8 protein-coding genes are annotated in these 11,096 nt (G+C 60.2%); 5 read left to right on the top strand and 3 right to left on the bottom strand.

Annotation, left to right across the window (positions count from 1 at the left end; translation table 11 throughout):
* Positions 1-39: 39 nt before the first annotated feature.
* From J0X15_RS11615 to J0X15_RS11605, 3 genes are all read left to right on the top strand, one after another.
* Positions 40-906 carry a patatin-like phospholipase family protein gene (locus J0X15_RS11615; protein WP_206940822.1) on the top strand — a complete coding sequence of 289 codons (867 nt, stop codon included), beginning with the start codon at positions 40-42 and terminating at the stop codon, positions 904-906.
* An 85-nt stretch (positions 907-991) separates the two neighbouring features.
* Positions 992-1,333, top strand: a complete 342-nt coding sequence (locus tag J0X15_RS11610) for a hypothetical protein (protein ID WP_209015267.1) — start codon at positions 992-994, stop codon at positions 1,331-1,333.
* A 541-nt stretch (positions 1,334-1,874) separates the two neighbouring features.
* Positions 1,875-2,579, top strand: coding sequence for an MBL fold metallo-hydrolase (locus tag J0X15_RS11605; RefSeq protein WP_209015266.1), 705 nt, complete (start codon positions 1,875-1,877; stop codon positions 2,577-2,579).
* Positions 2,580-2,643: 64 nt separating this feature from the next.
* Here the strand turns inward: J0X15_RS11605 and rsmD are convergent, their stop codons facing one another.
* Positions 2,644-3,201 carry a 16S rRNA (guanine(966)-N(2))-methyltransferase RsmD gene (gene rsmD / locus J0X15_RS11600; protein WP_206940817.1) on the bottom strand — a complete coding sequence of 186 codons (558 nt, stop codon included), beginning with the start codon at positions 3,199-3,201 and terminating at the stop codon, positions 2,644-2,646.
* The gene (locus tag J0X15_RS11595; RefSeq protein WP_206940816.1) at positions 3,201-4,859 is read right to left on the bottom strand and encodes a pseudouridine synthase; all 1,659 of its coding nucleotides are present in this window, start codon (positions 4,857-4,859) and stop codon (positions 3,201-3,203) included. The genes rsmD and J0X15_RS11595 overlap by 1 nt, the downstream gene beginning before the upstream one ends.
* 238 nt (positions 4,860-5,097) lie before the next feature.
* On the opposite strand from J0X15_RS11595, the gene J0X15_RS11590 reads away from it, so the two are divergent.
* A complete protein-coding gene (locus tag J0X15_RS11590) occupies positions 5,098-5,568 on the top strand; it encodes a nucleoside deaminase (RefSeq protein ID WP_231710379.1) in 471 nt (156 codons plus the stop codon).
* A gap of 281 nt (positions 5,569-5,849) precedes the next feature.
* Positions 5,850-9,074: an ammonium transporter gene (gene amt / locus J0X15_RS11585; protein WP_209015265.1), complete on the top strand. Its 3,225-nt coding sequence runs from the start codon at positions 5,850-5,852 to the stop codon at positions 9,072-9,074.
* A 30-nt stretch (positions 9,075-9,104) separates the two neighbouring features.
* On the opposite strand, the gene mutL is transcribed toward amt, so the two are convergent.
* Positions 9,105-11,060: a DNA mismatch repair endonuclease MutL gene (gene mutL / locus J0X15_RS11580; protein ID WP_206940813.1), complete on the bottom strand. Its 1,956-nt coding sequence runs from the start codon at positions 11,058-11,060 to the stop codon at positions 9,105-9,107.
* Positions 11,061-11,096: the final 36 nt, after the last annotated feature.

Genomic DNA, 11,096 nt, shown 5'->3' with positions numbered 1-11,096 from the left:
CCAGATCGGCGGTAGCCAAAAGGCATGAGGTGTTTGACAATGACCAGTCCCCGGATCGGCCTGGCGTTGGGAGGCGGTGGCGCACGCGGGCTATCCCACATCCCCGTTCTGCAAGCCTTCGATGAACTCGGGATCAAGCCCCATGCGATTTCCGGAGCTTCCATCGGTGCTATCATGGGAGCAGCCTATGCCAGCGGTCTGAGCGGACTGGAGATTGAGACAGTTGCTCTCGATACTTTCGGTGAGCGCAACAAGGTCCTCTCCTCCCTCTGGCAATTGCGCCCCCGAAAATGGTCACAGATGTTTTCAGGCAGTCTGATCCAGTTCGATCCGATGACCGTTCTCGACCTGTTTGTCTCCAAGCACCTGCCCGACGACTTCGCCGATCTCGGCATTCCACTGGCGGTCATCGCAGCAGATTACTATTCATGCTCAGAAGTGGTTCTGGACACGGGCCCGCTACTGCCGGCAATTGCCGCTTCGATTGCAATTCCTGCAGTCTTCCGCCCCATCGAGCGGGACGGGAAGGTGTTGATCGATGGTGGCGTGGTCAATCCTCTGCCGTTTGATGCCTTGACCAAAACCTGCGACCTGATCGTCGCCGTCGACGTTGTCGGCGCCCCGGTGCCACGCGAAGGCAAGGTTCTGCCCAGCGCCTTCGACAGCCTGTTCGGTGCCTCCCAGATCCTGATGCAGACCATCACTCGGGAGAAATTGAAATCGCGTCACCCCGACCTGCTGCTGCGGCCCGCCGACGACAGCGTGAAGGTTCTCGACTTTTTTCAAACCCGCACGATCCTGGAGAACGCTGCGCCCCTCAAGGAATTGGCAAAGCACGAGATCGAGAAGCTGCTTAAAATGGCCGACACAGGTAGTTTTCACAATTCAAATACACGCCAACAGTGATCTTTTTGTATACTTTCACTTACGCGCATTTAACTCCTTATTAACTACTTACAACTACGTTATACGTAGGTTCAGGGGTATTGTTATGCTACGATCATCACAGTTTTCAGAGCAAGACGAATGTCCGGTAGGCGAAGAATATTTCGCCCGTCTGGTGCGTGAAACCAACGCAGCAGGCCTTGAGATCGCACAGGAACTACCGGAAGACACCCGCGCCCGTCTCGCGGTCTTCTGCTACCGACGAAGCCACCTTCGTCGCCTCGGCTTGATCCTTGCCAAAACCTGCTCCAAGAACGCTCTGGTGCAGGAAAGCGGCCACGCTGGTGAACTCATCCACATGCAGGCGCAAAACCTCGAAGCCACCCTCACGGGTGATCGTTATCTGGCGCCGCGTCATCTTCGCAGACCCGTCAGCCTGGCTGGCTGATTCCGAATTGGGGCTTATTTCCTCCCTCGGCCCCAACGGCAACCGCTCCACCTAACCTTCCTCCCAAGCCTGGAGCGGTTGCCCTTTTCAGCGCAGCATCAACGCTCGTTCTTCCCGACTGAACAGCCCCCTGCCGGACAGCCTCTTCCTGCCTCGCTCCCGGACCGGTCTCCTCCCGCACTTCCTTGACGCTTTTGCCACGTGCGCTTGCGCCTTCACGGCTTCGTGCGGAGCTTGCCTGTTTTTTCGACTTGCCTAACCTTGCCGAGGCCATACCATCTTCCTCTAGGGAAGACAGAGTGAGGACTTCGACCAAGGGAAAGGGCTCCCGATGAAAGCGATTTCAGCTATTTTGCAAAGGTGCTCGGCAGGCACAGATGCGGCCTGCCATAAACACATGCCCCTGAAACCAAGGCATTTCGGCGGACCTGGGTTTCGACGTCTTTGCGCCGTGCTGTGCCTGGCGGTCGCCAGCGGGCTCGCCGGACCAGCCCAAGCTGTCTGCCAACTAGTGGCCCGAAGCCCGCAACCCGAAGCCCGCGTGTGGAAGGCATCGCTTGCGCCAAGTGAAATCCAGATCCGCTACATCGGCCATTCCACCTTCGAACTCACGACGCCGCAGGGCGTGCGGATTGCCACAGATTACAACGACACCTACCGACCCGAGTTCTCGCCGACCATCGCCACAATGAACGGCGCCCATTCCACCCATAACAGCCGCCGACCTGATCCGGAGATCCAGCATCTGCTTTATGGCTGGAACCCACAGGGCGGCCCGATCGACCATGATCTGCTGGTGCAAGACGTGCGGGTGCGCAACATCCAGACCAACATCCGCAGTTGGGATGGGGATGTGCAGCGGCTGGGCAATTCGATCTTCGTGTTTGAAGTAGCAGACCTGTGCATCGCCCATCTGGGGCATTTGCATCACAAGTTGACGGAGGAGGACCTGATGCGGCTGGGACAGATCGATATCGTGTTCGCCGCAATCGACAATTCGTCCACCCTGCGGCAGGAGAGCCTGATGCAGGTGTTGCAAGCCATCCAGCCGTCGCTGGTCGTGCCGATGCACTTCCACTTCCATGGTGCATTGCCGGGCTTTCTGCGCCGGGCCGTGGAAGCGGGCTATCTGGTTCAGCAGGCCGAAGACCCGCGCTTCGTCGTCTCGCGCGCCAGCCTGCCTTTAAAGACCACTGTGCATGTGATGCAGCCCGAAGGCGGCAACGGTATTTTCAATGATCCGTAAACTGGAAGAGGTGCCACTGGTGCGGCGAGCCGCGCCAGTCGCTTTGAGGTCGTGAAGGCACAAGCTAGTCTGAGACCTTGCAGAAGATCACCTGACTGTCGCCAACGCTGCGTTGATCCAGCTCTTCAAAGCCGGACGGCAGTTGAATGATCGCGCTGTCTCGCTCTTCCAGAACACAGATTGTGCCTGGCTTGACCCAGCCGCCGACGAGAGACGATTCCAGCGCCTTTTCACCCAGGCCCTGATCATAGGGCGGGTCCGCAAACACCAGATCGAAAGGTTCTATGTTGCCGGCACTGCCCAAGCGGGTCGCATCGCGGCGGAAAACCTTGGAAACGCCATTCAGGCCCAGCGTTTCCATGTTGCTGCGGATCACACCGCGCGCTTCTGCACCCTCTTCAATGAAGGTGCAATGGCGTGCGCCACGGCTGATCGCCTCAATCCCCAGAGCGCCGGTCCCTGCGAACAGATCCAGCACCCGGAGTCCCTCAAGATCAACCTGAAGCCCATGGGCGAGAATGTTGAAGATCGTCTCGCGCAGACGGTCACTGGTCGGGCGTGTGCCCTGGCTTTTCGGTGTTGCCAGGGCTGTTCCCTTGAAGCGACCTGCGACGACGCGCATTAATCACGCCCCCGACGCGGCCCGCTCTTGCCACGGAACGGGCGACTGGCACCGTCATCGCGGGACGGTCGGCTGTTACCATCGCGAGACGGACGGCTGTCGCCATCACGAGGCGGCCTCTTGCTGTTGTCTCGGCTGGTGCGGCGTTCCTGCTGCTTGTCATCCAAACGGCCTTCTTCACCCCAGATGCGCCGCTGAGGCGGCGGCGGCGCGTCAAAACTCGACTGGGCGCGTTTCGGCTGGTCAGAAGTCACTCGGAAGCTGCTGCGCGGAGACACTTTCTGCTGACGGTCACCCTGGTTCTTGCGTCCACCTGACTTCTGGCCACCAAACGGCTTGTCGCCACGCGTATCAGTGCGGCTGTCGCGACGACTATCAGCGCGTGCGTCACCGCGGCCCTCGCCATCACGGCGTGGCTTGCGACTGTAGGCAGCGGAAGCGCCTTCCTTGGCGCTCATCCACTCACCGCCACCGCGTTTGCCGCCGTCCTTGCGACCACCGCCAGCAGGCGCGCGTGCCGTCGGCTTCTCAGCCTCCTCGGCCGGGGCATTGTTGAAGATCGGCGCGTCGAAATCGGCACCTGCTTCTTCGGCCAGCTTGTCGCCAAGCTGATCCCGCAGAACACGGCCCCGGATCTCGCGCACCTCCCCCTCTGTCAGATCCATCAGCTGGAACGGACCAAAGGAGAGACGGATCAACCGGTTGACGGTCAGACCGAGATGCTCAAGCACCCGCTTCACTTCGCGATTCTTGCCTTCACGCAAATTGACGCTGAGCCAGACGTTGTCGCCCTGCTCCTTGTCAAGCGTCGCTTCGATGGCGCCATAAAGCACGCCATCGATGGCCACGCCTTCGGTCAGCGTATCGAGATCGGGCTGGGTCACCTTGCCATAGGCACGGACCTTGTAGCGCCGCAGCCAGCCAGTGGCCGGTAGCTCCAGCACACGGGCCAGTCCCCCGTCGTTGGTCAGCAGCAGCAGGCCTTCGGTGTTGATGTCCAGACGGCCAACCGCCAGAACGCGCGGCAATTCTGCCGGCAGGCGTTCAAAGACAGTCTTGCGACCTTCCGGATCCTTATTGGTGGTCACCAGACCGCGCGGCTTGTGATAGAGCCAAAGACGGGTGCGCTCCCGGGTCGGCATCGGCTCGCCATCGACAAGAACCTGGTCCTTGCCTGTGACCGTTACCGCCGGCGTTTCCAGCAGCTTGCCGTTCAGCTCAACACGGCCATTGGCAATCCAGACTTCTGCATCGCGACGCGAGCACAGACCGGCGCGCGCCATTACCTTGGCAATGCGTTCGCCCTTTGTCGGATCCAGCGGTGCGTTGTTGTCGTCCTGCTTGATCGCCGCCGAACGTGAATCAGAGCGGGGCTTTCCAGCGCCGCGCTTGGGGCCGTCATTCTTCTTGAAGCCAGCCTTCTTGAAGGGACCTTTGGCGGCATCGTCGCGCGGCTTGAAACCGCCGCCTCTGCCGGCTTCCTTGCCGAAGCGGTTTTCGGAGCGTTCCCCGGAACGACCGCTGGAACGGCCCTCGGAGCGGCCGCCAGACCGGTTATCAGACCGGCTGTCGGAGCGATTGCCTGGCCCCTTGTGTCCCGGACGCGTCGGTTTGCTACCTGGGCGCTTGCGATCGCCAGTCTTCTTGTCTTCACTCATGTGTCGTCTTGCCGCTGTATGAGGTCATATCCACCGGCAATTGCCTTGAATGGCAGTCCCTCCGCCATGCCTGTCTGACGGCTAACGGGAAAACCGGGATTTCGACCTTGTTTTTAAAACGTGTGCCGCGTCATATCAGAGCGCGCGGCTTTGCGGTATAGGCAATTTCAGTCAATCCGTCCTTTCCTGCGCAATTCGGACCAATTGCATGCCAGAAACCGACGATCCAAGCGCTCCCATGGCAAAAACTTCAGATCCTTCTCCCCGCACCAGCTTCATGGATGAAGCCCTGAAGCAGGCCGGTCTGGCGGAAAAACGTGGGGAGGTACCCATCGGCGCCGTGCTGGTCTGCGAAGGAGAAATCATCGCAAGCGCCGGCAACCGGACGCTCGAGCTGAATGACCCGACAGCCCATGCAGAAGTTCTGGTGATCCGCGAGGCCTGCAAGATCCGCGGATCGCAGCGCCTGCCGGAGTGCGACCTCTATGTCACGCTGGAACCCTGCCCGATGTGCGCTACGGCCATTTCCTTCGCCCGCATCCGCCGGCTTTACTATGGCGCCGGAGATGAGAAAGGCGGCGGTGTCGATCATGGCGCGAGGCTTTATGCACAACCCACCTGCCACCATGCCCCGGAGGTCTATTCCGGCATTGCTGAAACGGCGTCTGCCGACATTCTACGGCGTTTCTTTTTGCTGAGGCGCCCTTAAGTCGCTGCAGTTCTTTTATAGACGAATACATGCCCAATCACGCAGGAGTAAAGCTACGTAACGTAAATTCACTTTCATCTACATTACTGAAATGTTAACGAGATTAATTTTTAAGCAAATTTGGAATATAGATGTTCAGCAAATAACCAACTCTCGCTAGGTCATTCTAAAAGCATCTTATTTTTCTGTCGTTTCGCGCCTTTTATATGAGAATAATACCTATGGTTAACCCTTTCCGACAAACCTGAGCGTCTGAAATTCGGGCTGTGGGAAGAAAACCAATGGAATTGCGAACCTGGTTTGGCGTGGGCACCGGTGTGGCGACCACCATCGCCACCGCGGGAATGACACCGGCTTGGGGACAGGACATTGCAGGCGGACACGCCATGCTGCAGTCGTATCTCGACCTGTCCTGGGTGATGATTTCCGCAGCACTCGTGCTGTTGATGCAAGTCGGCTTCATGCTGCTTGAAGCCGGGCTGGTTCGCTCAAAGAATTCCATCAATGTGGCGCAGAAGAACCTGCTCGACTTCGCCTTCTCCGTGATGCTTTTCGCCGCAGTCGGCTTCATGGTGGCCTTTGGCCGCGGCAACGGCTTTCCCATCGGCATCGACGAACGCTTCTTCGTGCTTCAGTCGCTGGAACCCTGGGAATATGCCTTCTTCGGCTTCCAGGTGATGTTCTGTGGAACGGCTGCGACGATCATTTCCGGCGCCGTCGCCGAACGCATGCGGCTTTCGGTCTACATCTGGTGCTCTATCGGCACCGCCGCCCTGATCTATCCGATCTTCACCCATTGGGCCTGGGGCAGCGCGCTTTATCCCAATGACAGCGCCTATCTTGCCAACAAAGGATTTGTCGACTTCGCCGGCTCCACCGTCGTGCATGGCACCGGGGGCTGGATTGCTCTTGCCGCAGTCTTGATGATCGGGCCGCGCATCGGCAAGTTCAATGCAAAAGGCAAACCGGCACGCATCCAGGGACATAGTTCCGTCCTGGCGACAACCGGCGGACTGCTGCTGTTTGTCGGCTGGATCGGCTTCAACGGCGGTTCGACCCTCTCCGTCACACCCGACATTGCGCATATCATCGCCAACACCGTTCTGGCGGCCGCCGCCGGGGGTGTCGGCGGTTATCTCTACTGCCTGGCGGTGGACCGGGTCATTCTGCCGGAACGCACCTTGTCGGGCCTGCTTGGTGGTTTGGTCGCGGTTACTGCCGGTTGTCACATTCTCACGCCTGCCGGGGCCTTTGCCATTGGCATCATTGGCGGCGTCGTGGCTCTGGTGGCGACCAACCTTCTGGAACGCTACCTGAAGGTGGATGATCCGGTTGGCGCCGTCGGCGTTCATGCCTTCGCCGGCATAGTCGGCACTGCCGGACTGGCGCTGCTGGCACCAAATGACCGGCTGCCCCTGGGCAATACGCTCGACCAGCTGCTGGTTCAGCTGGAAGGCATCGGCCTCAATTTCATCTGGTGCTTCTGTTCGGCCATCCTCCTGCTGCGCGTGATCAAGATCTTCATGCCGCTGAGAGTGCGTCCCGCGGAAGAAGAGATGGGCATGAACGAGGCCGAACACGGCACGCGCCTTGGCATTGGACATGTGGAAGATGCCCTCGACAAGGTGATTGCCGGTCGCGCTGATCTCAATCTGCGCCTGCAGGTCACACCAGGCGACGACAGCGAACGCGTAACCCGACTGTTCAACGCCCTGATGGAGACAATCCAGTCGGAGGAGATCGCCCTGCACAAGGCAGAAGATGCCAAGCGCTCACGTGAAGAGGCTGAACGCCTGTCCGCACTGGCCAATGCCACTTTCGATGCAATCGTCATCTCCGTTGACGGCCGGATTCTCGACGGAAATGCTGCTCTGGAAGACCTACTGGGGCACAGCATCGAAGACCTGAAGATGCGCGGGCTTTACGAGTTCGTGCAATCGGATCTGGCCGGAACGCTGGAAAGTCATCTGATCAAGGCGGAGCGCGAGCCCAGGGAAATGGACCTGGTCAACCGCGACGGAGAGAGCATTCCCGTCGAGATCCGTACGCGGGTGATTTCTTATCGCGGTACGCCGACGCGCGTGTCTGCTCTGGTCGATCTGCGCGCCCGCAAGGAAGCGCAAGCCCAGATCCTGCATCTGGCCCAGCATGACCCTCTGACAGACCTGCCAAACCGGGCCGTCTTCAATGCGGAGCTGAACCAGGCGCTGGAGCGCTGTCAGCAGAACGGAGAAACGTCAGCCCTGCTGCTGCTTGATCTGGATCGGTTCAAGGATATCAACGATCTGCACGGCCACCCGATCGGCGACAAGGTGATCCGGACCACAGCAGACCGATTGCGGTCCCATTCACGCCCGAAGGACTTGATTGCCCGGCTGGGTGGCGACGAATTTGCCATCATCCAGCGCAACATAGAGTTCGCCAACCAGGCGGCGGACATGGCGCACCGGTTCCTGCAAATCCTGTCCGAACCCATCGACTGTGGTGACGGTCTTATCCTGCGGCCACATGCCAGCATCGGCGTCGCCATCCTCGACCGCAAGCACGATATGGTCGGCGAGACCCTCGTCGCCAATGCCGACATTGCCCTGTATGAGGCAAAGAGCAACGGTCGGGCGACCTACTGCATGTTCCAGGAGGGAATGGGCGATGCAGTCCGCCAGCGTCGTCTGCTGGAGGAAGACCTGCATGACGCCATTTCCGAACAGCAGTTCGAACTCTACTACCAGCCGCGTCTGGATTTGGCCAGCGGCAGCATCACCTCCTACGAGGCGCTGATCCGCTGGAACCACCCGGAGCGCGGCATCATCAGTCCGGCCGAATTCATCCCAGTGGCGGAAAGCTCCGGCCAGATCATCCCGATTGGCAAATGGGTTTTGCACACCGCCTTGAACGATGCCCGGGAGCATCTTCCAGACGCACGCATCAGCGTCAATGTTTCGCCAGTGCAGTTCCGCGACAACGATTTTGCCGACGAGGTGCGCCGCAGCATCGAGGACAGCGGTGTTCCGGCCAAACGCCTTGAACTGGAAATAACCGAGAACCTGCTGATCGAGGACGACGCGCGGGCGTTGAGCATCCTGACATCGCTGAAGCAGACCGGTGTAAAAATCGCCCTCGACGACTTCGGCGTCGGATATTCCTCTCTGGGATATCTCAGCCGGTTTCCCTTCGACACGATCAAGATCGACCGCTCGTTCATCAAGGACCGGGGTTACAACACCAACACCCACGCGATCATCGACACGGTGGTGCGGCTGGGCAAAGCGTTGAACATGACCATCGTGGCGGAAGGCGTGGAGGACATGGCCAACCTGCTGTTCCTCAAGGCCAGCGGCTGTGACGAATTGCAGGGCTATTTCATCGGAAAACCGAAGCCGATTGCCACCACTGTGCGGCGCGTGGCACCGGACATCGCCCTTGCCTTGGCTGGACACACCCCCGGATCCGATGGCAATGCCAGCCCGCTTCAGGCCCTTAAGGCGGCCCAGAAAGACAGCGTCTGATCGGGCGCATTCCGGAGAGCTCTCAATGCCCTACTTGCGCCCGAAAAGCTTTTCGATGTCTGTCAGCTTGAGCTCCACCCAGGTGGGGCGACCATGATTGCACTGGCCCGACAGGGGGGTGGCTTCCATCTCCCGCAACAGGGCGTCCATCTCCTCCGGACGCATGCGGCGCCCAGCACGAATCGAGCCATGGCAAGCCATCGTGGCAGCGACATGGTCGAGCCGCTCGCGCACGCCGTCGGCGGTTTCCCACTCGGTCAGCTCGTCGGCCAGCTCCAGCACCAGACCACGAATATCCATATCGCCCAGCATCGCCGGAGTTTCGCGCACGGCAATGGCACCGGGACCAAAGGCCTCCAGCGACAGACCGACCTGCTCCAGGTCTTCGGCGCGCTCCGCCAGACGGGCGACATCCTCCTCCGGCAACTCGATTACTTCCGGAATCAGCAGCATCTGACGCGGCACGTCGCGTCGGGCCAACGCATCCTTCAGGCGTTCATAGACAAGGCGTTCATGGGCGGCATGCTGATCGACAATCACCATGCCGTCTTCTGTCTGCGCAATCAGGTAGGTTTCATGCACCTGCGCGCGGGCAGCGCCCAATGGCAGGCGTGTGCGAATCTCATCGACAGGCACTTCATGGGCGCGCGCATCAGCGGAAGGGATCGCAAGACCAGCAAGCCCCGCCTGACCTACAGGGGGCGAAGCCCCAGCAAAGCCGACCGCATCATAGGCTGCAGTCTCTGGCTCGCGCAGATCAAAGGCGGTGGCGTAGCCAGCTGGACCCTCATGCACTTCTCCAGTCCCCGGATCAACCCGCTCAAAGGCTGAGGCAGCAGGACGAAATGCCTGCGCCGCATTGAAGCCGGTCTGACGCTCTGGGTACCAGCCGCCATAGCCTCCAGCGTTCCCGGCTCCAGCGGCGGTGCCTGCGCCGCCAGATCCGCGTAAGGCATCCAACGCGACAGCCGCGTTGGCGGTCGACGACCGATGACCGGACTGGACAAGTGCCTGCTTGATCGAACCGACCAGAAGACCGCGCACCAGCTGACCATCGCGAAAGCGGACATCCGCCTTGGCCGGATGAACGTTGACATCGACCAGTCCCGGCTCGACCTCGATGAACAGCACCACAACCGGATGGCGGTCACGTGCCAGCACGTCGGCATAGGCACCGCGCAGGCCGGAGAGCAGCAGCTTGTCTTTCACCGGACGCCCGTTGACGAAGAAAAACTGATGCTGCGCATTGCCACGATGATAGGTGGGCAGACCGGCAAAGCCGGAGAGACGGACATTCTCACGCGCTGCGTCGATCTCCATCGCGTTGTCGGTAAAATCATTGCCCAGCACCTGGGCGATCCGCGCCAGATGGGCATCCTCGCCACGGGCTGCGGGGAAATTCAGGCTTTGCCGATCGGCGCCCGACAACGAAAACCCGACATGAGGATAGGCCAGCGCGATGCGGCGGACGATTTCGGTGATCGCCGCGGCCTCGGCCCTGTCGGACTTCAGGAACTTCAGCCGGACAGGTGTCGCAAAGAACAAATCCCGGACCTCGACCTGCGTGCCCTTTCTCCGTGCTGCAGGCGCAATGGGGGCCTGCTTTCCCCCCTCCACCGAGATGCTCCAAGCGTGGTCTTCATCGGCATGGCGGGTCTGAATGGAGAGGCGCGAGACAGCGCCGATGGAGGGCAGAGCCTCACCGCGAAAGCCCAGGCTGCGAATGTCGAAGAGGTCCTCTTCGTTCAGCTTGGAAGTGCAATGACGGCGAATGGCGAGTTGCAGATCATCGCGGTTCATGCCCCGGCCATCATCAGAAACGCGCATCAGCGTCTTGCCGCCAGCAGCCGTGACGATCTCGACAGTCGACGCACCGGCGTCGACCGCATTCTCCACCAACTCCTTGATCACACTGGCCGGCCGCTCGATGACCTCACCGGCGGCGATCTGGTTGATGACGTTCTCGCCGAGTTGCCGCACCCGCATCAGGCTTCCTTTTTGTCTCTTCCAGTTTCGAAACGA

Source organism: Roseibium limicola (assembly GCF_017313085.1).
Classification (GTDB): domain Bacteria; phylum Pseudomonadota; class Alphaproteobacteria; order Rhizobiales; family Stappiaceae; genus Roseibium; species Roseibium limicola.
This window is presented reverse-complemented; position numbering and strand designations above follow the sequence as displayed.

Coding starts and splice junctions, on each gene's coding strand:
- J0X15_RS11615 (WP_206940822.1), top strand. CDS start 40: ATGACCAGTCCCCGGATCGGCCTGGCGTTGGGAGGCGGTGGCGCACGC.
- J0X15_RS11610 (WP_209015267.1), top strand. CDS start 992: ATGCTACGATCATCACAGTTTTCAGAGCAAGACGAATGTCCGGTAGGC.
- rsmD (WP_206940817.1), bottom strand. CDS start 3,201: ATGCGCGTCGTCGCAGGTCGCTTCAAGGGAACAGCCCTGGCAACACCG.
- J0X15_RS11595 (WP_206940816.1), bottom strand. CDS start 4,859: ATGAGTGAAGACAAGAAGACTGGCGATCGCAAGCGCCCAGGTAGCAAA.
- J0X15_RS11590 (WP_231710379.1), top strand. CDS start 5,098: ATGGCAAAAACTTCAGATCCTTCTCCCCGCACCAGCTTCATGGATGAA.
- amt (WP_209015265.1), top strand. CDS start 5,850: ATGGAATTGCGAACCTGGTTTGGCGTGGGCACCGGTGTGGCGACCACC.
- mutL (WP_206940813.1), bottom strand. CDS start 11,060: ATGCGGGTGCGGCAACTCGGCGAGAACGTCATCAACCAGATCGCCGCC.